The organism is Trichococcus paludicola (genome assembly GCF_003052295.1).
In the GTDB taxonomy this organism is placed as follows: Bacteria; Bacillota; Bacilli; order Lactobacillales; family Aerococcaceae; genus Trichococcus; species Trichococcus paludicola.
On sequence record NZ_QBLC01000004.1, the window covers coordinates 54256 to 77332 of the forward strand.

At 44.6% G+C, this 23077-nt stretch carries 21 protein-coding genes; 2 read left to right on the forward strand and 19 right to left on the reverse strand.

All coding sequences use genetic code 11. The features are described 5' to 3' along the window. Positions 1 to 19: 19 nt before the first annotated feature. Together C7R56_RS06870 and C7R56_RS06875 are read right to left on the reverse strand one after the other, a co-directional pair. Positions 20 to 1984 carry a V-type ATP synthase subunit I gene (locus tag C7R56_RS06870; RefSeq protein WP_107995832.1) on the reverse strand — a complete coding sequence of 655 codons (1965 nt, stop codon included), beginning with the start codon at positions 1982 to 1984 and terminating at the stop codon, positions 20 to 22. After that, on the reverse strand, positions 1971 to 2291 hold the full coding sequence (locus C7R56_RS06875) for a hypothetical protein (protein WP_106448726.1): 321 nt from the start codon (positions 2289 to 2291) through the stop codon (positions 1971 to 1973). The genes C7R56_RS06870 and C7R56_RS06875 overlap by 14 nt, the downstream gene beginning before the upstream one ends. 538 nt (positions 2292 to 2829) lie before the next feature. Between C7R56_RS06875 and C7R56_RS06885 the strand changes: the two genes are divergently transcribed. After that, on the forward strand, positions 2830 to 3174 hold the full coding sequence (locus C7R56_RS06885) for a hypothetical protein (RefSeq protein WP_107995834.1): 345 nt from the start codon (positions 2830 to 2832) through the stop codon (positions 3172 to 3174). 104 nt (positions 3175 to 3278) lie between these two features. On the opposite strand, the gene cls is transcribed toward C7R56_RS06885, so the two are convergent. The 8 genes from cls to uvrB form a co-directional block, all read right to left on the reverse strand. Next, positions 3279 to 4727 (reverse strand): cardiolipin synthase, encoded by a 1449-nt coding sequence (gene cls / locus C7R56_RS06890; protein ID WP_107995835.1) that lies wholly within the window; start codon positions 4725 to 4727, stop codon positions 3279 to 3281. Between the two features lie 120 nt (positions 4728 to 4847). Beyond that, entirely contained in the window at positions 4848 to 5450 is a 603-nt protein-coding gene (locus tag C7R56_RS06895; RefSeq protein ID WP_107995836.1) for an energy-coupled thiamine transporter ThiT, read from the reverse strand. 60 nt (positions 5451 to 5510) lie between these two features. Continuing rightward, complete coding sequence (locus C7R56_RS06900; protein WP_107995837.1) at positions 5511 to 7190, reverse strand: ribonuclease J; 1680 nt, start codon at positions 7188 to 7190, stop codon at positions 5511 to 5513. Between the two features lie 383 nt (positions 7191 to 7573). Further along, positions 7574 to 8614 carry an aspartate-semialdehyde dehydrogenase gene (locus C7R56_RS06905; RefSeq protein WP_107995838.1) on the reverse strand — a complete coding sequence of 347 codons (1041 nt, stop codon included), beginning with the start codon at positions 8612 to 8614 and terminating at the stop codon, positions 7574 to 7576. 222 nt (positions 8615 to 8836) lie between these two features. Beyond that, the gene (gene citX, locus C7R56_RS06910; RefSeq protein ID WP_159072188.1) at positions 8837 to 9400 is read right to left on the reverse strand and encodes a citrate lyase holo-[acyl-carrier protein] synthase; all 564 of its coding nucleotides are present in this window, start codon (positions 9398 to 9400) and stop codon (positions 8837 to 8839) included. A gap of 480 nt (positions 9401 to 9880) precedes the next feature. Next, positions 9881 to 11989 (reverse strand): polyribonucleotide nucleotidyltransferase, encoded by a 2109-nt coding sequence (gene pnp, locus C7R56_RS06915; RefSeq protein WP_107995840.1) that lies wholly within the window; start codon positions 11987 to 11989, stop codon positions 9881 to 9883. A gap of 223 nt (positions 11990 to 12212) precedes the next feature. Further along, on the reverse strand, positions 12213 to 12482 hold the full coding sequence (rpsO, locus tag C7R56_RS06920) for a 30S ribosomal protein S15 (RefSeq protein WP_086628176.1): 270 nt from the start codon (positions 12480 to 12482) through the stop codon (positions 12213 to 12215). Positions 12483 to 12620: 138 nt separating this feature from the next. Then, positions 12621 to 14612: an excinuclease ABC subunit UvrB gene (gene uvrB / locus C7R56_RS06925; RefSeq protein ID WP_107995841.1), complete on the reverse strand. Its 1992-nt coding sequence runs from the start codon at positions 14610 to 14612 to the stop codon at positions 12621 to 12623. 262 nt (positions 14613 to 14874) lie between these two features. On the opposite strand from uvrB, the gene rpsT reads away from it, so the two are divergent. Continuing rightward, the gene (gene rpsT, locus C7R56_RS06930; RefSeq protein ID WP_068562182.1) at positions 14875 to 15129 is read left to right on the forward strand and encodes a 30S ribosomal protein S20; all 255 of its coding nucleotides are present in this window, start codon (positions 14875 to 14877) and stop codon (positions 15127 to 15129) included. An 86-nt stretch (positions 15130 to 15215) separates the two neighbouring features. Here the strand turns inward: rpsT and holA are convergent, their stop codons facing one another. From holA to C7R56_RS06975, 9 genes are all read right to left on the reverse strand, one after another. Next, positions 15216 to 16250 carry a DNA polymerase III subunit delta gene (gene holA, locus C7R56_RS06935; RefSeq protein WP_107996022.1) on the reverse strand — a complete coding sequence of 345 codons (1035 nt, stop codon included), beginning with the start codon at positions 16248 to 16250 and terminating at the stop codon, positions 15216 to 15218. Between the two features lie 23 nt (positions 16251 to 16273). Continuing rightward, a complete protein-coding gene (locus C7R56_RS06940) occupies positions 16274 to 18370 on the reverse strand; it encodes a DNA internalization-related competence protein ComEC/Rec2 (protein ID WP_159072189.1) in 2097 nt (698 codons plus the stop codon). Positions 18371 to 18609: 239 nt separating this feature from the next. Continuing rightward, entirely contained in the window at positions 18610 to 19119 is a 510-nt protein-coding gene (locus tag C7R56_RS06945; protein WP_107995843.1) for a ComE operon protein 2, read from the reverse strand. Positions 19120 to 19179: 60 nt separating this feature from the next. After that, the gene (locus tag C7R56_RS06950) at positions 19180 to 19872 is read right to left on the reverse strand and encodes a helix-hairpin-helix domain-containing protein (protein WP_199903005.1); all 693 of its coding nucleotides are present in this window, start codon (positions 19870 to 19872) and stop codon (positions 19180 to 19182) included. Between the two features lie 151 nt (positions 19873 to 20023). Next, positions 20024 to 20539 carry a pantetheine-phosphate adenylyltransferase gene (gene coaD / locus C7R56_RS06955; RefSeq protein WP_107995844.1) on the reverse strand — a complete coding sequence of 172 codons (516 nt, stop codon included), beginning with the start codon at positions 20537 to 20539 and terminating at the stop codon, positions 20024 to 20026. A gap of 4 nt (positions 20540 to 20543) precedes the next feature. After that, positions 20544 to 21110 carry a 16S rRNA (guanine(966)-N(2))-methyltransferase RsmD gene (gene rsmD / locus C7R56_RS06960; protein WP_107995845.1) on the reverse strand — a complete coding sequence of 189 codons (567 nt, stop codon included), beginning with the start codon at positions 21108 to 21110 and terminating at the stop codon, positions 20544 to 20546. A 44-nt stretch (positions 21111 to 21154) separates the two neighbouring features. Beyond that, positions 21155 to 21475 (reverse strand): YlbG family protein, encoded by a 321-nt coding sequence (locus C7R56_RS06965; RefSeq protein ID WP_107995846.1) that lies wholly within the window; start codon positions 21473 to 21475, stop codon positions 21155 to 21157. Between the two features lie 4 nt (positions 21476 to 21479). Then, entirely contained in the window at positions 21480 to 21923 is a 444-nt protein-coding gene (locus tag C7R56_RS06970) for a YlbF family regulator (RefSeq protein ID WP_107995847.1), read from the reverse strand. A gap of 95 nt (positions 21924 to 22018) precedes the next feature. Next, positions 22019 to 23047 (reverse strand): CAP-associated domain-containing protein, encoded by a 1029-nt coding sequence (locus tag C7R56_RS06975; protein WP_107995848.1) that lies wholly within the window; start codon positions 23045 to 23047, stop codon positions 22019 to 22021. Positions 23048 to 23077 lie beyond the last annotated feature (30 nt).

The window sequence follows — 23077 nt, forward strand, 5'->3', positions numbered from 1 at the left end:
TTTATAATTCCTCCAATAGTTAAGCTTCTTTTTTATTTTTTAAGTAAATGTATTTCTCTTCTGTCTTCAATGGGTCCAAGGCTCTTCCGCCACCTTCGTAAAACTTGCCGAAAAATTCGACAAAAGCTAGACGAGCGCCGTGCACATAGGCACTCAGCATGGACAAACCGAAGTTGATGGTGTGCAACAAAACAAACAATACAGCACCGATAGTGAATTTTGCCCAAACCGGCAAGAAATCAATGATCATGTTAAAAGCGACCGCAATACTGCCCCCGGATACCCCTAAAGCCATCAGGCGGGTATAACTGACTATGTCGCCGATATAACCGGTGATCCCATAAAGATTATATAATCCGGCACCTGCCCCCAACGCTTTGTTATCCGATGCCATAGCTGTAGCAAGCACGATCGCGACCGCGCTAGTGATGGCGACAGCTGCTCCGACGGTCACAAGGACTTGGCTCGGGAAAAGCATCTTCCCGAACAGGATGAAGATGAGACCCACAAAAATCCCCAACCAGCCAATACTGCCGGAAATCGCACCCAGCGGATCTTTGTCGCGCAAGGATAAATAAGTCTTGATGCCCAGACCGAACATAATCTGAACAACACCGAACACTACCGATATCAACAGAATCGTATTGGCGTCGTTGCTCGTTGACAAGAGCACAAACGGCAATTCGAGTCCGAAGAAAGAGCCGTAGACAAGTCCCCACAAGATGGATGGATAGGACAGAATGTGAAAGAACAGCAGATTGGTGCGCATGCTTTTGTTGAAGTTCAGGAACTTCAATGCCAGTAATGTTCCGATAAGGAGCAACAGACCGTATCCGACATCCGCAATCATCATTCCAAAGAACAAGAGATAGAAAGGTGTCAATAGTGGTGTGGGATCTATTTCATCATATTTCGGCAAACTGTACATGGCAGTGATATTCTCAAAAGGAGTGATCAACTTATTGTTCTTCAAAACGGTCGGAATGACTGAAACATCCGATCCATCTGCATCGTCAATCGTCAATGCGTATTCATTTTCCGACACAGTCTCAGTCAATGTCCGCTTGATTTCTTTGACTTTATCTTCTTCAAGCCATCCCTGGATGACAAAGAGATGTTTCTCGTTGACAAGCAATTGTTGGCTTTTGATCCGCTGCAGTTTTGCATAATGGAACTCGGACAGTAGCATTAACTGCCACTCTTCTGCTTTCATGTCGGAAAGATCCGCCAGCAACTGCTTGTGCGCTTCGCGGTTATCTTGAATGCGACTTTGAACATCCACCAATGCCTCTGCAGGCGGTAAATCATACTCATAAACTAGTGGTTGGAAGTGATTGCTGTCCAACAAAGCGTTTACATCCTTAATTTGTGACGGATCATAGAAAATCACCGCCCCATATGATTCTTTGTTCTGGAATATTTCTTCCGCATAGACCAGTGGATTGGAAGTCACATAGGTGATGTAATCATTGGTAAGCGTCTGAGGAATCGTGCCCACTTTGACCGCGACATGTTCAAACGTTCCCGACTCCGTAGGGTTGAATGACAATTTTTTCCATAAAAGCAGAAAATCCTCTTGTTCATACAGATGTTTCTTGCCTTCCTCGAGTTTCTTCTGTTCGGCCTTCAGACCCAACACTTTATCCAGAACAATATCCGAAGAAAATTCGCTCACAGCTTTTTCTAACTCTTCCAAAGACAGAGATTGTCTCGGGGTTGTATACTGTTTGATCAAAGACTCCTTCTTCAGATATGACTGTAGGAAAGATAAGGCTTCCGTGACATTTTCGAGATAACTTTCAGTCTTCTTGATGTTTTGTTCAATTGACTCTCGTTCTTTAGGCGATAAGGTTTGCAAATTTTCTTTTGCGGCAGGCAAATCGATGACCTCTAAGCTCTGCAACGTTTGGATAGCCGTCAATAGCTGCTCTTTTTTTTCGTGAAAAGAAATGAGAGTAATTTTTTTCATTTTAGCGATTGCCATATTTCCTCATCACCTCCCCAATTACGGCATTCACAAGTTCTTCTTCTTTCGCTTCAAACCGAGTCTGCAACTTCTCGATTTCCGATTTTTCACTTTCTGCGGAAGCGTTCTTGAGAATTGCCAGTTGCTCTGATTTTTTCGCAAGTTCTTCGGATTGAAAAGTAGCTAATTCTTTTTCGATATTCCTTTTCATTTCGCCTATTTTATCTTGCGTGTTCTGTTCCAGTTTGCGCAGTTTGTTCTGATAATCCAATTCCAGATCAGTTGCTTCCTGCTCAATCTTTTTTACTTCATCAAATATTTGCATCTTTCATTCCACCTCCGTCCCTCATTTGATTCTCCTTCGGAAAAATAATCTTTTTTCCAATCAGTAATTTCATTATACAGTTAATGTAAAGGCCGTTCAAATCTAATTGAACGCCATTTTCAGCGTTTTCAACAACCACCGCAGTTTCATTAATAGGAAGAAACTTTCTCAAATTCTTTCAAAATATTAAAATGAACATTTTGTGAACAAAAATCCCCAAGAAGCTGGCATCAAATGCAAGCCCTCCTCGGGGAGTCTCTTTTGCGGCTTATTTTTTACGGTGATTCCTCCAAGCAATGAAAGTATCTTTTTTCCTCCTTCACAATTAATGTGTGGCCAACACGTTTTTTTCATGACTCTACTTTACTTGATAACGAGGGGATATTGGGCCATTTGCAGCCGAAACGACAATACTGCAGGTTGAATTGCATGCCTACTGTCGTGAAATTTTGTTGAGCGCAAAATAAATAGCTTGCAAAAAAGAACAGATGTTCTTATAATAGGAATACAAGACAAACACACGTTCGGAGGAACCAGCATGCAAAACTACATCTATCCGGTATCCAATAATAATCACACTCCTTCCAAAAAAACATATCTGCGCCCACTCTCATCCGTCCAATCCATTAATGAAGCCATTCTGGACAAAGTAATGCCGATTCATCAAGTTGTCCGTTTCGCTAATCAAGCCTTTGAAAACCACATCCCTGTGTATGTTGTGATCGAAGAAAAACATGGACCGAAATCATACACAAGAACATTGGTTTGCGGCATATTCAATTCCCGCGTAACCCCGAAAAGACAAGTCATGTTCACAACCGCTGACAAAAAAGTGACTTACCTGCTGAATATCAGTCAAATATTGGCAATCCAACTTGGTTAATTCTTATCAATCGATGGTATATTCATATATAAAAAGGAGTACAAGGCACCCGTCTTTGACGGCATGTCTTGTACTCCTTTATTCGTTTCAAGTACGCTTGAGGTCTAAAGTATCGGTGACAGCAATCTGGAAAAAGCTTGCTTGAATTTCCGACCCCTCGATTGTTTTGCGAAATAATCATGGGTTGCACGGATGCACTTTTCCTGGTCTTCATCAAAATTCGCGATCAATTCTTCAGCCACTTCACGATCATAAATAAAGGCATTGATTTCAAAATTCAGTTTGAAGCTGCGCACATCCATATTTGCCGTGCCTACCGATACAATTTCATCGTCGACCACCATCACCTTTGAATGCAGGAAACCGTTCTGATACATATAAACTTCGGCACCATACTCTATGATGTCTTTGGAAAAATATTCCGTTGCCCGATAGACGAAAGGATGATCCGGCTTCGAAGGGATCATGATTTTGACTCTTACACCGGATAAAGCTGCAATCTTGAGCATTTCATGGAGACTCTCGTCTGGTATAAAATAAGGTGTCTGTATATAGATTGATTCTTTCGCTTGGCTGATCATCTTCAGGAAACCCATTTTGATTGTCTGATCTTCATCATCCGGTCCACTTGCTACAATCTGCATGGCTGTATCGCCTTTTTTATCGGCAATCGGGAAATAGGCCTCTGCATAATCTTTTCGATTCTTAGGCTTAGCAACCGCATTCCAATCCATGAAGAAACGACTTTGAAGTGTCAGGACCGCATTGCCTTCTATTTTCATATGCGTATCCCGCCATTCGCCGAGTTCCCCTTTCCCCAGATACTCATCACCGATATTGAATCCCCCAAGATAAGCAACTTTCGCGTCCACCACCATTATTTTCCGATGGTTACGATAGTTCATCCGCAAATTGACGAAAGGTATTTTTGATCCAAAAAACACTTCCGTCTTTCCACCTAATTTTTCAAGGTTATTGAAAAATTTTGAATCATTCCCTCTGCAACCCATCGCGTCGTAAACGACAAGAACTTCCACTCCGGCTGCCGCCCTATCTTCCAATGCCGCCAGAATGCGTTTACCCAAATCATCTGAGCGAAAAGTGTAATAAAGCATGTGCACATGATCTTCAGCTTTGTAGATGTCCTGCACGAGCGCATCAAACACACCTTCACCCGTCTTGAATATTTCAAGTTTGTTCCCCTTAGTCAAAATGGATTCATCACTTTCCAGGAACAGGATAGCTGTTTTCTGTGCATAGTCGGTTTCGACCAAACCTTGCGCCAGATCTTCATCCTCCAACATCTCAATTTGGACCTTCGCCAACTGGGACATTCCCAAGCTTTTTTGCGTCCGCATATCATAGATGTTTTCTTTTGAAATCTTTTTGCCTATAAAGAGATAGATGATGAAGCCCACTACCGGCAGGAGGTTTAACGTCAGCAACCATGCCCAAGTGGCTGCGACATCTCTCTTTTCTTTAAAGACAGTGATGATTGCACCGATTGTATTTAAAATGATGATTGCTGTAAATATCATTGACCAAATACTCATATGACCACTCCAAATCAATAAAATGACAAAATATGTTACCCACTAATGATAGCACACGAGCCCATAAAAACAGAAAGACGAAGTCCGGATAATTAAAATCCGTCCTTCGCCTTCCATTTTTTAATCATTCAACAGTTTCGATTTTTCTTTTCTGCTCAGGAAACGGCTGCCTTTTGGGATGTACGCTTTAGGCGCGAATTTTGCGATCAACACCAGAACGACTGCGTTAAAGGCAAAAGTTGCCGCAAACGATAGCGCCTGTTCCGGAAGAAAATGCGCAAAGGCAGAAACACCAGCAGGAACTGCTTCCTCGCTTAGGAATATGTCCGAAATCAGTGCCCAAACAAAATAGACAAGCGTTCCGAAAAAGGATGCTGTCAATATATTCAAGGCGGCATTCGGAAAACGTTTATTGTTCAATGTGCGTTGCGTGAATTTCGCGAAAAAACCTGCGATGCCCACAAAAACGAACGGTGCCGCTTGGGTCAGGATATCTGCACCAACATCCGCTCCCTCTCCTTTGAGCGCAAATAAAGCAAGGCCAGTCAGTGTTCCTGAAACCAGTCCAAGCAATATTCCTCTGCGGAGAGAAATGAAAAGCAACGGCAACAAAACAAGCACAGTAGTGTATTCTCCCAATGGAATGGCCACATATGCCAAGGCGATTGCGAGGACAGCAAACAGAGCTGCCTCGATCCAAGCCTTCATACTATTAGAACCCATAAAGATGAATCTCTCCTTTTCAACAACGATCCGTTTTATTGCCTTTACGGCAAACGGACATCAGCTCTTCTTCTGATAATTGGATGCTTCCATGATAATTGGTAAAATGACCGGTTTGCGCTTCGTCTTTTCAAAAAGATAACGACTCAACGAATCACGTATCTCTTGTTTTAACTTGGCCCAATCAAAGTCTTTTGTATGCAAATTATCTTCTACTACTTCCCTGACGATATTCGAACTTTCTTTGACAAGTTCTTCGCTCGCTTTCATATAGACGAAGCCACGCGAAACGATTTCCGGACCCGACAAAATTTTGTTCAATCTTCTGGAAATAGTCACAACAACAACATAGATGCCATCTTCCGACAACAGCTTGCGGTCGCGCAAGACTATGTTGCCGATATCGCCAACGCCGATACCATCGATCAGTACATTACCGGCTGGGACCTGTCCCGTCATATGCATACGGCCTTTTGCAAATTCGATGACGTCGCCTTTGCCTGGGATGAATATGTTTTTGAACGGAATACCGACTTCATTCGCCAACTGGGCATGTGCAGCCTGCATCCGGTACTCCCCTTGGACAGGCACGAAATACATAGGTCGAAGCAAATTGATCATCAATTTCAAATCGTTAGGCGAAGCGTGTCCGGATGCTTTGTACGTTCCCGATATTTCCCGCACGGATGCACCGGCTCGGTAAATTAAATTTTTGGTTTTTGCGACTGTTGTTTCCATCGCGGTCGAAGGTGTAGTCGTGATGTAAACCAAATCGCCTTCTTTAAGATTCACTTGTTTGTGTCTGCCTTTGGACATCCGCTGCAATGCTTCCAACGGTTCCCCGCTGTTGCCTGTTTCCAGTACCAAAACTTGACCATCTCGGTAATCATTGATGTTCTTTACATTTACAAGCAGATCAGGAGTCGGCAAGACTAGTTTTCCTAGTTTCATGGCAACATCGACAGTCTCAACCAAAGTCGGTCCTGTCAAAAAGATTTTACGGTTAGCTCGGAGTGCGACATCAAAAACTTGCTGAATGCGCAAAATATTGCTTGCCACACAGGATACAATGATTCGTCCTTCAGCATTGATGAAGGTATCAAGCATTTCTTCCTCAATCTTGCGGTCACTGACATTTTCCGTAGTTGACTCGGCATCTCCGGAATCGCTCAATAGCGCCAAAACTTTGCCTTCGCCGATATCCGTAATTTTGCCGTAATCAGTGCGATACATCGGAGATGCGCTTTGATCAAACTTGAAGTCACCGGTATAGACGACGCTGCCTTCTTCCGTCTTCACACAAATCCCTACAGAATCCGGGATCGTATGTGTAGTTCTGAAGAATCGGACGCTGGTATTTTCAAATTCAATTTCGGTGTTCTCGTCGATGACATGGTAATCCTCAAAGCCAGTAGCCAATCCGGTTGATTCAACCGCCAGTTTAGCCAGCGCAATCGTCAAACCAGTACCGAATACAGGTGCATCGATATTCTGCAATAAATAGGGCAATGCTCCTACAGCATCCGCATGTCCATGCGTCAAGAAAATACCCGCTATCTTATTTTTGTTTTCCTCCAGATACGTGAAATCAGGAATGACCACATCAATTCCCAACAATTCGTTTTCCGGATAGAGCAAACCGCAATCCAATACAAAAATTAAATCGTCCACTTCCACTAAATACATGTTTTTACCGCTTTCTCTCACACCTCCGAGAGAAATTATTCTTACTTTACTCATTGTACCACCTCTTATTTTTCAGCTTTCTATGCTGTTATCTATTTTGATCGTTTGAATGCCTTTCTCCGTATTATCGTCCCTGAAAATCAGCACTGCTGCTTTGCCGAACTGCCTTCAGGGTCTACAAGCGAATGCGTTTTCTTCGCATTCGGCTAAACGTGACCGATATCCTCTCTGTTATATTATACATGATTATTGGCAAAATTGTAGCATTTGCTTCAGTTTCTGTTTTGGTTTTCTGAAAGTGAAAAAAAAGGCCTCTCAAAAAGAACGGACCGGGAACGATGTTTAATCAAACACCCTTTTCGGTCCACCCTTTGACAGGTCCTGTCATATTCATTTTCTTCAGATGGTACGGACTACTTCATTTGCATTTAAAAATTCTAGAGAAGGCCCATTTCGATCATTTTTTCGGCGATCTGTACAGAATTCCAGGCAGCGCCCTTCAACAGGTTATCGGAAACAACCCACATATGGAAACCATTGTCGACATCCACATCCTTACGGATACGTCCGACAAATGTTTCATTCTTACCGACTGATTCGCGGGCGGTAGGATAGACTTGATTCGCTGTATCATCCTGAAGGACAACTCCTGGAGCATCTTTCAGTACTTCCCAGATATCTGCGACAGAAACATTTTTGTCGTCAACTTCAAAATAGACGGATTCCGAGTGTCCGGACATCACGGGGATGCGCACACAAGTTGCAGAAACTTTGATGTCCTTGTCACCCATGATTTTTTTGGTTTCGTTGATCATTTTCCACTCTTCATACGTGTAGCCGCCTTCGCTGAACACATCAATTTGCGGTAAAGCGTTGAATGCAATCGGGAAATGCTTCTTATCGCCACCACAAGGTAAAATATTCGCAACTGGTTCTTCACCGTTCAGGACCGCTTGGGTTTGAGCTTTCAATTCTTCCAAAGCATGCAGGCCAGCTCCACTTACCGCTTGATACGTGGAAACGATGACGCGATCCAAACCAAATTTTTCGCGGATTGGTTGCAAAGCCACCACCATCTGAATAGTCGAGCAGTTCGGGTTAGCGATCAGCCCTTTGTGTTTGCGCAAGTCTTCCGGATTCACTTCCGGAACAACTAACGGCGTTTCCGGATCCATACGAAAAGCACTCGTATTGTCGATGACGATGGCTCCAGCTTTGATGGCTGCAGGGGAGAATTGTTTCGTGATGCCGCCCCCAGCGCTGAATAAGGCAATATCGATGCCTTCAAATGAGTCGTCGGTCGTTTCTTCAATCTCTAGTTCCTGTCCGCGGAAAGTCTTCACTTTGCCTGCAGACCGTTTAGAAGCCAACAACTTCAAACTTTTTATCGGAAAAGAAGCATTTTCCAACAAGCCCAGCATTTTTTCTCCGACAGCACCTGTAGCACCTACAATGGCAACATTATACTCTTTCATCATTGATCCCTCACTTATTCATTTTCTGTATTATCTATTTTTTAGGATTTGAACATCCTTCACTTAAGCATTTTACCATACTTTATTAGAATTTTTTAATCTATTTTTTAATTACAATAAAAAACATTCCAAGCAGAAACCCTGTCCGGGATCTCTGCTTGGAATGCTGAATGTTGACTATTTTATTGTTTTCGATGATTTCGCGGATTTTCTGGATAAGGTTTCTTAATCTAATCGGACTCTTCCGTCCTCCTGCAGTATGGATTCGATTTTTTTCTGGATCTCGTCCCTACTATGCACATTCGCATTTTCGCATTCGAATGCTTCATCCCCACAAACCATGCACGTTCTCGGTTCATAGCCTATTTCCATTCGCTGCACCTCGATCATCTTGCCTTCTTCCAGATAAAACACGCTGATCGTGAACAGCTGGCCGAGCAAACTGCCGTCTTCTATCATGATGGCGGCTTGCTTCACGGCAGTCGGATAGGTATCGACGACGACAAAGTATTCCGGACCAGTATCTAAGTCCATCAATTTTTCATAGGTGACTTTCCATTTATTTGTTTGAATCGCATTTTTTACTTCTTGGATGCCGATTTCGGAAATCTGTCTAACGATGGCATTATATTTGACTGGTCCAGGAATATTGCATTTAAGGGAAATCAAAGTCTGGTTTGCGTTCGTTTTGCTGATTTCTTCTTCAAAAAAGGCACGTTGTTCCCTTGAGGCCAACACTTCCTTGAGCGTCGGCATTTGACCTTGTGAGAAAATAGATTCAGGCAGCATTGCACTCATCCTTTACTGTTTTATTTTGTTCTCTGATGATACCATTATTTGTAACAAAATCTTACATGGAAGCTTCGCGATATCCACAATTTTAATATAAAAGAGTCTTGGAGGCGAAATTTGAGCCATTATTTGACTTTGCTGTCGATTGCACAGAGAGAATCATGAGGTCACAAAAATATTTAAAGCGCTTACAATAACGAAGACGATATACGCAGAGAATATATCCATAAAATGTTGCCGTAAAAATTTGTTTCTCTTTACACCATAATAACGCTTTTATGGAAAAAATTCATTGATTTAATATTAAAATCTATTATTAATCAATATTACTCTATTAGTCAGGATTATTAGAATAATTGGGAGCAGCTTTCTTTCGGGCACGGATCTTAACTACAATCAGCAAAAAAACAGCCATCGCCTTCTTTTGTGAAGGTTATGCCTGTTCTTTGCGTATAGTATTATTCTGTTATAAGCAGTTTACTTTTCTTCTTTAGTCAATAGTGCTTTACGGGACAGATTGATTCTGCCTTGTCTATCGACTTCAATGACTTTGACTTTGACTTTGTCGCCGATTGCTAAGACGTCTTCAACTTCTTTGACACGCTCGTTAGCCAATTCGGAGATGTGGACCATGCCGTCTTTGCCTTTTGTGATTCCGACGAATGCACCGAATTTTTCGATACGTTTTACAGTACCTTCGTAGATTTCGCCGACCTTCACTTCATGCGTCAATTCTTCGATGATTTGTTTCGCGCGGGCAATCATCGCCGTATCAGCTGAAGCGATGCTCACGTTACCATCTTGATCGATGTCGATCTTCACGCCGGTTTCTTCGATGATGCTGTTGATTGTATCTCCGCCCTTACCGATGACGACTTTGATCTTATCAGGTTTGATTTGCATCATTTCGATCTTCGGAGCATATTGGGACAACTCTTCGCGAGGAGCTGCAATCGTGCTTGTCAACTCAGCAAGGATTTCCATACGCGCTTTTTTCGCTTGCATCAACGCTTCAGTCAGGATTTGTTCGGTGATTCCTTGGATTTTGATGTCCATCTGCAGCGCAGTGATGCCTTCGCTTGTACCGGCAACTTTGAAGTCCATGTCGCCCAAGTGGTCTTCAAGACCTTGGATGTCCGTCAAGACTGTGTAGTTTTCGCCTTCCATCACTAAGCCCATTGCGATACCCGCTACCGGTGCTTTGATCGGTACACCCGCATCCATCATTGCCAACGTGCTGGCGCAGATGCTTGCTTGTGAAGAGGAGCCATTGGATTCCAATACTTCCGAAACCAAACGGATTGTGTAAGGGAACTCGGATTCAGTCGGAATGACTTGTTTCAATGCACGTTCACCCAAAGCACCATGACCGATTTCACGGCGTCCAGGACTTCCTGCTCTGCCGGTGCTGCCGACCGAGAATTGTGGGAAGTTGTAATGGTGGATGAATCGTTTGCTGTCTACCAGGCCCAGGCCATCAATGATCTGATGTTCGCCCAGCGGAGCCAATGTACAAGTGGACAATGCTTGCGTCTGTCCACGTGTGAACAAGCCGGAACCATGTACGCGCGGCAACAACCCGATTTCTGAAGCCAATGAACGGATTTCGTCGATTTTACGGCCATCAGGACGGATTTTGTCGACTGTGATCAAACGGCGCACTTCGTCTTTTTCCATATCTTCCACGATTTGGCGGACTTCTTTGGAGATTTTTGCAAAGTTGGCGTCATCGAGATACTTTTCGTTGAAGAACACGATTGCTTCTGCTTTCACATCTTCAATAGCAGCTTCACGAGCCAATTTCTCTTCTGTCATGATGGCTGCCGTCATTTTTTCGCCATAAGCAGCGGTAACTTCAGCTACAAGTTCAGGATTCAAAGATAAAAGTTTGACTGTCATTTTTTCCTTGCCGATTTCGGCTACGATTTTATCTTGGAAATCGCATAATTCCTGGATCGCTTTGTGGCCGAACATCAATGCCCCAAGCATATCTTCTTCATTAACTATTGCTGCACTGCTCTCAACCATGTTGATGGCAATTCTCGAACCGGCAACGGTCAATTCGATATCGGATGCTTCATTCTGTGGAGCGGTTGGATTCAAAACATATTCGCCATCCACACGGCCAACATTCACTCCAGCGATCGGTCCAAAAAATGGAATGTCAGAAATCGCCAACGCCAAAGAGGAACCGAACATAGCAGCCATTTCAGGTGCGCAATCCTGTTCAACGGACATGACAACGTTTGTGATCTGCACTTCGTTGCGGAATCCTTCAGGGAACATCGGGCGGATCGGACGGTCGATCAAACGCGCCGTCAACGTTGCGTTTTCGCTTGGACGGCCCTCACGCTTGATGAATCCTCCAGGTATTTTACCGACTGAATACATTTTTTCTTCATAGTTTACAGTCAAAGGGAAGAAATCGGTATCTTTTGGTTCTCTTGAACCTACAGCAGCCGTCAATACGACAGTATCTCCGTATCTCACCAATACCGCACCGTTGGCTTGCTTAGCCAATTGGCCGATTTCGACTTGCAGCAAACGACCTGCCCAGTCCATTTGGAACACTTTTTTTTCTGACATATTATCATTCTCCTTTTGCGATGCTTCCCATCTACCAACTACTAAACAAATGTCAACCTACTGATGCTGATAAGCTCACATTTGTATAGTAGCGGTCTGTAGAGCGGGAGCCTCATTCCATTATAGCTGATTGCTCAGCATTTTTGCACTCATTGTCCAAAAAATCCCAAAAAATAAGCGAGATTCACAGTGGAATCTCGCTTCATATATCTTAGCCACGAAATTAACGACGTAAGCCTAATTTTTGGATTAGTTCACGGTAGCGGGGAACGTCTTTGTTACGCAAGTAAGCCAACAAATTACGACGGTGTCCAACTTTTTTCATTAAACCACGGTAAGAATGGTGGTCTTTTTTGTGAACGCGTGCGTGCTCGTTCAAGTGGTTGATTTCATACGTAAGAACTGCGATTTGCACTTCAGGGGATCCAGTATCTCCTTCGTGAATAGCGTATTCTTTGATGATTTCATTTTTAAGTTCTTTTGAAATTGCCATTTTTTTCACCTCTTTCATAAAGTTACCTTTAACTGAGTAAAACGTTGGTGATTCGCTTAACCAAGTTGAAGGTCGTATATATAATACATGGAACAGTTTAACGTAATTTCTTACCGATTGCAAGTGAAAATCACTTTTTTATAAACCTTTGTATTCGGCTTTCAGCTCCAATACCATGTCACGGATTTCAGCGGCTTTTTCAAAATTGAGGGCTTTGGCTGCTTCCCGCATTTCCCTATCCAGTTGATCGAGCGCTTCGCGGCGTTGTTCCATCGTCATCGCTTTATAGATGCTCAACATGCTGACATCCCCTTCTGCATCATCAGGTGTATGCGAGATGCTGATGCGGTCACGGACTTCTTTGATGATTGTTTTCGGTGTGATGCCATGCTTAATGTTGTAGGCTTCCTGTGTCGCACGGCGCCTGTTCGTTTCAAATATGGCCCGCTCCATGGAATCCGTTATGCGGTCCGCATACATGATGACTTTCCCGTTCTCGTTCCTTGCTGCTCTTCCGATTGTCTGGACAAGCGAGCGCTCGCTCCGCAGGAAGCCTTCTTTGTCGGCATCCAAGATGGCGACAAGCGAGACCTCGGGAACATCCAACCCTTCCCGTAATAGGTTGATGCCGATCAGCACATCAAATTCTCCCAAACGAAGATTGCGGATGATTTCCGCGCGCTCCATCGTTTTGATTTCGCTGTGCAGATAATTCACTTTGATGCCGACTTCCTTCAGATAATCGGTCAAGTCTTCCGACATCTTCTTCGTCAAAGTGGTGATGAATACCCGTTCATTGCGTTCGACGCGCAAATTGATTTCGCTGATCAGATCATCGATCTGACCTTTGATCGGACGCACTTCCACAATCGGATCCAACAAGCCCGTCGGACGAATGATTTGTTGGGCAACATAAGGGCTTTGTTCATATTCGTAAGGGCCCGGTGTCGCTGAAATATATAGGATCTGGTTGACCCGTTCCTCGAATTCCTTCAACATCAACGGGCGATTATCCAAGGTGCTTGGCAGACGGAAGCCGTATGCCACCAGCTGTTCTTTGCGCGAGCGGTCACCGTTGTACATGCCGCGTATTTGCGACATCGTGATGTGCGACTCGTCGATGACTGTCAAATAATCATCCGGGAAAAAATCAAGCAGCGTGTACGGAGGCTCACCAGGAGCTCGCCCATCCATGTGTCTGGAATAGTTTTCGATTCCGTTGCAGTATCCCATTTCCATCAACATTTCCATGTCGTAGTTGGTGCGCTGTTCCAAGCGTTGGGCTTCCAGCAATTTGTTTTCTTCACGCAGCACTTTTAGACGATCTTTCAATTCTGCCCGAATCATGTCGACTGCATGCAAAGTCTTTTCTTCATTTGCCACGAAGTGAGTGGCCGGGAAAATGGGAAAATGTTCGACGTCGTTCTTGATTTCTCCGGTCAGCACATCGACTTCCCTGATCCTATCGATTTCATCTCCAAAAAATTCCACACGGATGGCCTCGTTGTCGCGTGATGCCAGAAAAATTTCGACCACATCTCCGCGCACACGGAACGAGCCGCGCCGAAAATCGATATCATTACGTTCAAACTGCATTTCCACCAACCGGCGCAGCAGTTCATTCCGTTCCATCTCCATCCCTTGCCGCAACGATAAGGTATGCTCTTTATAGTCCAGTGGATTCACCAGACCATAGATGCAGGATACGGAAGCCACAACGATGACGTCCCGTCTTTCCAGCAAGGAACTGGTGGCGGAATGACGCAGTTTATCGATTTCATCATTTACGCTGGATTCTTTTTCTATATAAGTGTCACTGGAAGGGACATACGCTTCGGGTTGATAATAGTCATAGTAACTCACAAAATATTCGACGGCGTTATTCGGAAAAAATTCCTTCAATTCGCCGTACAATTGCCCTGCCAACGTTTTGTTATGTGCGATGACAAGCGTCGGCTTGTTTACTTCCTGAATGACGTTCGCTACCGTAAAAGTCTTACCGGTCCCAGTCGCGCCCAACAAGGTTTGCGCCCGTCTGCCCAGATTCAACCCGTCGACTAGTTCTTTGATGGCTTCCGGTTGATCACCGCTGGGCTGGTAGGGGGAAACTAATTCAAAATGATCTTTCATATGGATGATTCACCTCTTCACTTACTGTTGACATTATTCTACCACCCAAACATACTTTCGTACACTTTGGAGCTTTCGACATCGCCTGGCCCGATTTTGACCCAAAAATTTCAAAATTTGTATCTCAAAATTCCAGGTCGCTGGGATTAAAAAAGGAATCTCTTTCATTTTTTATTGCACAACCCTCCAAAATTATGTATAATATGGCATGTTGGCAAAACAGCCTAATAGTTATAGAAATAAGGAAAGAGGGGTGAACCCAATGCCAAATATCGATTCAGCAATCAAACGCGTTCGCACTAGCGAAAAAGCTAACCTAAAAAACAACGCTCAAAAGAGTGCTATGCGTTCAGCTATCAAAAAATTTGAAGCTGCAGTAGCAGAAGGCGCTGAAAATAGCGAAGAATTATTAAAGGCAGCAGTTAAATCTATCGATTCAGCAGCTTCTAAAAACTTAATTCATCAAAACAAAGCGTCTCGCGACATTTCTCGTTTAACTAAAAAATTAGCAAAATAATTTTTTGATTTAAGAGACTTCAAAACGTAAGGCCGAAGACAGACCAGCTTAGCTGGTCCGTCTTCGGCCTTTTTCGTGCGATTATTTTATTTTTTGGGGATTGCGTTTGCATAGCGGATCAGAAAAAGTTCGAATTGGATCTCCTTCAAGCCTTGCCCTGTCTTCATGTTGTATTCCGTCTCGACCAATCCCTGAAAAGCATCCCCCAGGACCTTTTCGGAAAGGTTCCTCACTTGTTGGAAAGCAAGTTTCACGCGATAAGGATGGATCTTCAATACTTTGGTGATGTCGGTTTGTTGATAGCCATTTTTTGAAAGCAACTTCACTTGCAACAACAGCCGAAATTGTCCCAAGAGGATAGCGTTTATTTTGATTGGCTCCTCTTTTTGGAGCAACAGATCCCGATAAATCTGGATGGCCTGATACGTGTTCTTGTTCAGAACCTGCGTCACCAATTCAAAAATATTTTGTTCCAGATTACGCGGAATCAAGTCGATCACCATCTGTTGGGTGAGTTTCTTGTCTTCAGATCCGGCGAGAAACAGCTTAGGCAGCTCTCTCATTCCCCGCGACAGTTGATTTTCGATCCGCTCGAAAAATAATTCCAGTGCGTCGCGGTTCATCTGATAGCCTTCATTTTTTATCATGTCGCCTAAAAATTTGCGGGCATCCTTTTCCGCTAAAGGGGAAACATCCACAGTGACGGCCTTCTTAGCCAAGAGTTTCGACAATTTTTTTCTGCTGTCCAATTTTTCATAAGGCGCAAAAATAGCCAGAATTGTTGATGTCGAAGGGTTCTCCAGATAACTCTCCAGCCAATCAAGATCATGCTCCAGCCCATTTTTTGGTTTTTCGGCCGTAAAAAACAGCGGGTTTTCGATGATGACCAAACGTCTTTCCCCAAAAAACGGCAGCGACTCCGCATCTTCAAGAGCCCGATCCAACAGTGTCCCATCCATATTGAATATGCCTACATTCAGATCCTTGTCGGCTTCGTCAACCACCGTGTGCAGCAACAATTGCTTCGCTTCTTCTATAAAAAAATCTTCTTTGCCCAAAAATAAATAGACCGGCTGAAGCTGACCTTTTTTTATTTTGGACATTTCCGTTGTATAATTCACGTTTGGACCACCATTCATCATTTTTATTTTTTGTTCACCAAAATGGTTCGCCATTCGGTTTCCCTTGACCCAAACAGGAAGTGGATAGCGCCCTGTTGATCCGTACGAAATACAGGGATATTCCGCAATTTCAGACGTTCCAGTATTTCCGCATCCGGATGACCATACCGGTTCTGTTTCCCAGCGGATATCAAGGCCAATTTAGGTTGGACATGATCCAAGAAACTTTCCGAACTGGATGTCGCGCTCCCGTGATGACCTATTTTCAGGATATCGGTTTTCAAATCCGGATAATTGCGTATCAGCAAATCTTCCCCTTCTTCACCGAGATCGCCCGTGAACAGCCAGTCCAAACCGCCTATGCTTGTTTGGATGACCAATGAATCTTCATTTCCGCCTTCACCCGGAGATAAAGGTGCCAGGATGTGAAAAATAAAATCAGCATCCATCTTTAAATCCATGTTCCCTAATACAGGGTAGAGACCCACTTGATGCTGACTTTGCAGTTCAAGGAGCACTGCTGCGAATGCCGCATTCCCTTCGGCTCCTTTAGGGAAATAAATCGCCTCGATCGGCAAGCCTTCGGCGAGTTCACGCAACGAACCGACATGATCCTGATCGGCATGCGTGAGAAAGACCCTGTCCAATTTTTTGACGCCTTCGGCTTTTATGATCGACACAAGCTTTTCGCCGGCGGTGGTCGCTGTTTCCCGGACTTGCCAGGCTTCTTTTTCAAAAGTCAGCATGCCGCCCGTATCTATCAGGACGGCCCGACGATGAAACGGCGTTATGATCAGAATGGCATCCCCCTGCCCCACATCAAGCATGACGACTTTTCCGGTAGGATTAAGTTGGTGGGCGAACGAAAACAAACCGACCGCAACCACTAGGAAACAGAGCACACGGATATCCCTTTGTTTTTTTTCAACACTCAGCAAGATCAGCACCAAGGCGATCCAGACCAGCGCAAAATAAAAGGCGGGCGGTCTTCCTGTAACCAATGACGCAAAATCCAAATCCGCGGCTGCTCCAGCGAAGTTTTCCAGCAAGGTGAGCAACTTATCGGACACGGCGCAAAGCAATCCCAGCAACGGGGTTTCCGGGAAAAAAAGCACTGCAAAGAACAACAACCAAAACAGCGGAAAAAGCAACCAAGAAAAAAAGAACGAAAAGATCACATTCACAAAGACCCCGAGCCACGAGACCTCAAAAAAATGATAGGCGACGACCGGAAAGGATGCCAATGTCATCAGGGCCGTCAAGCAGATATCCTTCAACAGCCCATTCATTTTCCATTCCGCACTTGCTGGAGCCACGAAATACAATACCCCCGCCAGAAGATAGCTCAATTGAAAACTTGCCGAATAGATCAGCAGCGGATTATATAAAACAGCAATCATCAGAGTAAGCGCAAAGGCATCTTTCGCTTCAACCCGATGGCCGGTGTTTTTCCCCATCAAAAGGATAAAATGTGTACAGATAGCCCGGAAGACACCGATTCCCCACCCAGTCAACACACCATAAGCGATCAAAAACACAACCAACAGCTTATCCGTGGTCTCATGGCTGACTTTCATCCGCAGCAGGATAAAGCGCATCTGGGACAGCAACAGCTGGATATGCATTCCGGAGATGGAAAAAAGATGCAATAAACCGATCCCACGATAGGCATCCAAAGTATCCCCCGCGATAGCATGCGACTGATTGAATAACATGGTTTGAATGTAGTCGGTCGTCTGGACAGCAGGCAACTTTTCCAACATCAAAATGATGGATCTCCTGATGCTGCTGGGCCAGGACCAGAAAGAACGACCCTCGCTCCGGAGCTGCAGCGCTTCGATCGTGACGACCCAATGGATGCTTTTCGCATTCAGATAATCTTCAAAATCAAATTGGTACAGATTCCGCTCAGCTTCCGGCTCCTCCAAGCGGACTGTGGCAACGACCCACTGGGGAAATCGCTGTTGTTCCCAGTTGAACTTTTCTTCTTCCGTTTCGATCGTGTAGTAGAAATAAACTTTTTCTTCCTTGCCTTCCGATTGCAGCAAGGCTTCTCCTGTCAACAAATCGCCGTTGATCCGCATGTCGTTCGGATCCAACTGCAGCGCAGCTGTTCCCATCGATTCCGCCTCCTGAGCAGTAAACTCAGACGCACCTGACCAATGGTGGATAAGCAAACTTAAAAGACTTGCGGTCACCACCGCGGCAGCAATGACGTTCAAAACCTTGGATTGCATAAAGAAAAGACGTGCCAAAATGGCAATGAGTATTACCCATGCAAAAAAATTGTTTTTGTCGAACCCGATAATCGTTATCGGGAAGACGAGCAAGGCAGGCAAAAGCAGGTAGCCTTTAATGGTCAGTCGTCATGATGACCACAACAAGCAGCAGAGCCATCATCTGATTGTTCTTTTCGTTTCAGTAATTGAGAAAAATAATCCGGATCGAGGGGGACTTGTTCATACGGAATGTCCATTGCATCCAAAAGATGGACGGCGTAAGAGTCATTATGATAGTCTTCCAAATAGTAGATTTTTTTGATACCGGCCTGCAAAATCATTTTCGTGCATTGCAGGCAAGGGAAATGTGTCACATATATTTCCGCTTTCTCGGTCTGGGCGCCGAATTTTGCGCACTGCAGGATTGCATTCATTTCCGCGTGGATGGTGCGGACACAATGCCCGTTCACGACGTAGCAGCCCTCATCGATGCAGTGGACGTCGCCGGAAACACTCCCGTTGTATCCTCCGGCAATGATGCGTTTGTCTCTGACGATTGTGGCACCGACCTCCAACCGTTTACAAGTGCTCCTCAGCGAGAGCAGCACGCTTTGTGCCATAAAATATTGATTCCAAGGAATTCTTTCCATGCAGTAACCTCCATCCATATATAAATTTAAGTATACAAGAGCCGCTCTCTTGATTCAATTTTATTTTGCTCCGACCACGATTAGATCTTTAAACCCCTCGAAGGTTTTTTCACCGATTCCTGAAACTTCCATTATTTCCTCGATCGTCTGGAAAGAGCCGTTCTCCTCACGGTACGCAATGATGAGCGCAGCTTTTTTTTCACCTATCCCGTTCAATGTCTGCAGCAACACCGCATCCGCCGTATTGATGTCCACTTTATCAGTTTCAGCCTCTTCATTTTCAGTTTCTTGTCCAGTCAGCGTGTTTTCCGGCGCCGCAATCGGACGATTGGCTTCTTCCCCGACCGCAGGGATATAGATCACCATCTGATCCGTCACGCGTTGGGACAGATTCACTGTGTCGGCATCAGCCGTTTCACTCAAGCCACCCGCCAAGTCGATTATGTCAATGACGCGCATATCAGCTTCAGCCTGGTATACACCTGGATTTTCTACGGCTCCTTTGATGTCGACGATGATGATTTCCTGGATTGGCTCCGACTCTTCCGGGTGCTCCGGCGGCTTGTTTGACTCAGCAGAGCTTGCTGCCAGATAGGCATCATCCAACTGCAGTTCCCCCGTGCCGGTTTCTGATGTATTGCCGTATATCAATCTACCTACTCCAAAGAGACCTGCAGCAAGAAATAAAAACAATACGGCAAATCTAATCACTTCCTGCTTATGGCAAGCAAACCATTCCCGAATAGCATCCAAGCTATCCCTCCTTTCGCATCCATTAATAACATACGCGAAAAGGCACAGAAATATTCAGCATTCCGAAAATATCTCTCCACTTGGCCAGCAAAATAAAAAGGTTAGGAAAGGAACCAGTGGCCCCTCTCCTAACCTTATGCAAATGTTCGGTTCATTCCGATATTTTTTTACCCTTGAATACGCTGTTCTTGAACTTCTGAAGGATAGCGGTGTTGATGTTGTCCGGCACCAAGGTGGATACATCCCCGCCGAACATCGCGACTTCTTTGATCAGGCTGGAGCTGAGGTAGCGATAATTTTCCGAAGAAAACAGAATCACCGTCTCCAGATCTGGAGCCTGCAGTTTGTTCATCGAGGCAATGCTGTGTTCATACTCGAAGTCCTTTACGTTTCGCACTCCGCGCAAAAGCGCGCAGGCACCCACATCCCTTGCCATTTCGATCGTAAGCCCACCGGTATGGCGGATGACATGGACCTGTGGAAGGTCACGCAAAGCTTCGGAAACCAACTGAATTCTTTGTTCCCCGTCAAATAAAGATTGCTTGGATGTGTTGGTCGACACGGCAACAACGATTTCGTCGAAAACAATGGCTGCGCGAGAAATCGTATCGATATGCCCGTTTGTCAAAGGGTCAAAACTCCCCGCAAATAGCGCTGTTTTTTTCATGGGATCAACCTTCCTGATTGTAGTCGAACATTTCGATAGCGATGGTTCCATAAACGGCACGCTTCCATTTTCCGTATGGCCCGATCTGTTCAGGCAAGGTGTTTTCTTTTGCCATTTCACAGACAAATACCGTTTCTTCGTTGACCAACTGCAAGGCGATCATTTCAGTGATATCAGCCACCGTTTTTTCTTCAGCATAAGGCGGATCAAGAAAAACCAAAGAAAATTGTGTGTTCGGATTTTCCGAGGCGAAGACACGAAGATTTTTTCGCGCATCCCCTGCATAAATAGTGAATTTTTCCTCTTCCTTCGTTACGGCGATGTTTTCCCTGATCGTATCAAGCGCTTTGCGGTTTTTTTCGAACATTACCGCTCTGTCGATCCCGCGGGAAACCGCTTCAATCGATAAACCACCGCTGCCCGCAAACATATCCAGGCTGATTCCGCTATCAAAGAACGGACCGATGATATTGAATAAGGATTCTTTGACCTTGTCGGTCGTCGGGCGTGTATTGCTGCCAGGAACGCTCTTTAATCTGCGGCCTTTGTATTCTCCTGCGATAACTCGCATATGTCCTCACCTACAAACAAATATTTTTTATTTCGGTATGCATTCTAAAAAGAATAAGTCTTCGTTTCAAAAGCGGACACGTTGTATTCCGCTTCAGGATTACTGCGATCTTTCCTGTCAGGAAGTGCGTTCTTCAGGGTCATGTCGATTTCAGGACGATGAGACAATTCCACTTTCCGGACAAAATGCAGACTGTTCAATTTTTCTGCTGTGGCCTGCGCCTCTTCTTGGTCGACGTACAATAAGACATATTTCATCCTATTGGAAACATAATGGATATAACCATATCTTTTCAAATTCTTGATCTGTCTCAAGGTATAAACCCAGACAACGATTCCCTGCCTTTTGGTCACTTCTAAGCTCATATGTTTACCCCCTACTGGAAATATGTATCTGACAAGCTGCAGGCATGTTTGAATCCCCTGATTGAAAAAATGGGTCCCCTGCAGAAACCAATATATTCGGTGAAATGGCATGCGCCAATCTCTCGGAAACTTTGTCCAAAAGCACTTGTAATTCACGTTCTGCTGCACGAAAGCGATAGACGGATTCATCCAAGTCCATGATTCTCTTCGCTTGGTAAACGCGTTGTTTGATTTCCGCATAATCCGGCGCAAAGTCAGGGTAGGCTTCCACCCGCTCGAATGCCTCTTTCGCTTCATTAAATGCCCTTATCTTAGCGTTAGCCTCTTCATTTTTTGCCAGTAGACGCTTCGTTTCCTTATAAGATGACATAATTTCTCCGCTACAAATTGCTTCCACAAGCCGGAACGTTTGGTCTTCCAACGCAAAGTACGCTTCATTTATGATCATCTGTTTCCCCTGCCTTGTGTGTTTTGATGATGTCTACTTTGTAGTATAGCTTGAAATAACGGGCGACTCAACCGTTTTTTATCGGTCTGCACACTCTATTCGCTCAAAAGGATCAATTGGTAATGTTCATTTCCTGCAACAGCGTAGCGCGTCAGATAGTCATCAAAAATGACATTATCCTCTTGCAACAGTTTCAGGAAGAGAGCGGGAACACTGTAACATTCATCGTCAAAGACAAAGCCAGTTCGCGCATCGGGGACAACTTCCGCTAATTTTTTATCGATACGTTGATCCGATAAAGTGAAGGCTGCCGTAAAGTCATTGATGCCTGCTTCACTCGGCATAAGGTCACCCGCAGCTGCAATCAACTCTTCAGATTCCTGGAACATCGTCAACCCTCTACGTTCCCGCAGTGCGCCTAATATGCTTTTGATTTGCAGGAGATTTTCCTCGTCCGCAGCAACGCTTCGTTCCCAGTCGTCACGTTCGATTTCATAGGTTGCTTCTGAGACGACAGAATAATATCCCAAATCCAGCAGCGCCTCATTCGAAAGGAAGTACATCCCATAAACCGTTTCTGTCACGTCGTCAAACAGCAAAATCACAAAGCTTCCGTTCTCGAACTGAATCAACGGCGTCAATTTTTTTTGCTTTTTAGATAATGCCAGTTCATAAGGCGTATCGTCGACAGTAAGCTGAAAGTTCCGTGCCAAGTAACCCTCATCGAGTACATTCTCATGGGTCATGCCAATCGTGTACATGCCCGTTTCGATTTTGTTTCCCAAAATATAGAGGGAGCGAATGATATCATCCTTGACACCGATTTGGATGTAGTCGACAGCATTTGTTCCGAATACCCACCACTCACTACCTCCATAGGCTTTGCCGATGCGAATCGGATCGCCATGCTTGGCCGTGTAGGCGGCAATGGGCTGACCGATGTAGGATTCATAACCCGTCACTGGCAAAGGATACCCTTCATTTTCATCAATGGAAGCTTGCTCGTTCCTCGCGATGCTTGCAGGCGGTGTGGTTCGTTCTCCATTGTCCACATAGAGAGGGAGCGTATAGGCAATAAAAGTGAACAAAATGAACAGTGACACTACTTTGATGGAAAATTTCATCCCTATCCCTCCTTGTGATTTTTGAACGTA

Coding starts and splice junctions, on each gene's coding strand:
- rpsT (WP_068562182.1), top strand. CDS start 14,875: ATGCCAAATATCGATTCAGCAATCAAACGCGTTCGCACTAGCGAAAAA.
- C7R56_RS06900 (WP_107995837.1), bottom strand. CDS start 7,190: ATGAGTAAAGTAAGAATAATTTCTCTCGGAGGTGTGAGAGAAAGCGGT.
- C7R56_RS06965 (WP_107995846.1), bottom strand. CDS start 21,475: ATGAGCTTAGAAGTGACCAAAAGGCAGGGAATCGTTGTCTGGGTTTAT.
- cls (WP_107995835.1), bottom strand. CDS start 4,727: ATGAGTATTTGGTCAATGATATTTACAGCAATCATCATTTTAAATACA.
- coaD (WP_107995844.1), bottom strand. CDS start 20,539: ATGAAAAAAACAGCGCTATTTGCGGGGAGTTTTGACCCTTTGACAAAC.
- uvrB (WP_107995841.1), bottom strand. CDS start 14,612: ATGAAAGATCATTTTGAATTAGTTTCCCCCTACCAGCCCAGCGGTGAT.
- C7R56_RS06885 (WP_107995834.1), top strand. CDS start 2,830: ATGCAAAACTACATCTATCCGGTATCCAATAATAATCACACTCCTTCC.
- C7R56_RS06945 (WP_107995843.1), bottom strand. CDS start 19,119: ATGGAAAGAATTCCTTGGAATCAATATTTTATGGCACAAAGCGTGCTG.
- C7R56_RS06875 (WP_106448726.1), bottom strand. CDS start 2,291: ATGCAAATATTTGATGAAGTAAAAAAGATTGAGCAGGAAGCAACTGAT.
- rsmD (WP_107995845.1), bottom strand. CDS start 21,110: ATGCGAGTTATCGCAGGAGAATACAAAGGCCGCAGATTAAAGAGCGTT.
- C7R56_RS06870 (WP_107995832.1), bottom strand. CDS start 1,984: ATGGCAATCGCTAAAATGAAAAAAATTACTCTCATTTCTTTTCACGAA.
- C7R56_RS06905 (WP_107995838.1), bottom strand. CDS start 8,614: ATGATGAAAGAGTATAATGTTGCCATTGTAGGTGCTACAGGTGCTGTC.
- pnp (WP_107995840.1), bottom strand. CDS start 11,989: ATGTCAGAAAAAAAAGTGTTCCAAATGGACTGGGCAGGTCGTTTGCTG.
- C7R56_RS06940 (WP_159072189.1), bottom strand. CDS start 18,370: ATGGGAACAGCTGCGCTGCAGTTGGATCCGAACGACATGCGGATCAAC.
- citX (WP_159072188.1), bottom strand. CDS start 9,400: ATGCTGCCTGAATCTATTTTCTCACAAGGTCAAATGCCGACGCTCAAG.
- rpsO (WP_086628176.1), bottom strand. CDS start 12,482: ATGGCAATTTCAAAAGAACTTAAAAATGAAATCATCAAAGAATACGCT.
- C7R56_RS06975 (WP_107995848.1), bottom strand. CDS start 23,047: ATGAAATTTTCCATCAAAGTAGTGTCACTGTTCATTTTGTTCACTTTT.
- C7R56_RS06970 (WP_107995847.1), bottom strand. CDS start 21,923: ATGATCATAAATGAAGCGTACTTTGCGTTGGAAGACCAAACGTTCCGG.
- C7R56_RS06895 (WP_107995836.1), bottom strand. CDS start 5,450: ATGGGTTCTAATAGTATGAAGGCTTGGATCGAGGCAGCTCTGTTTGCT.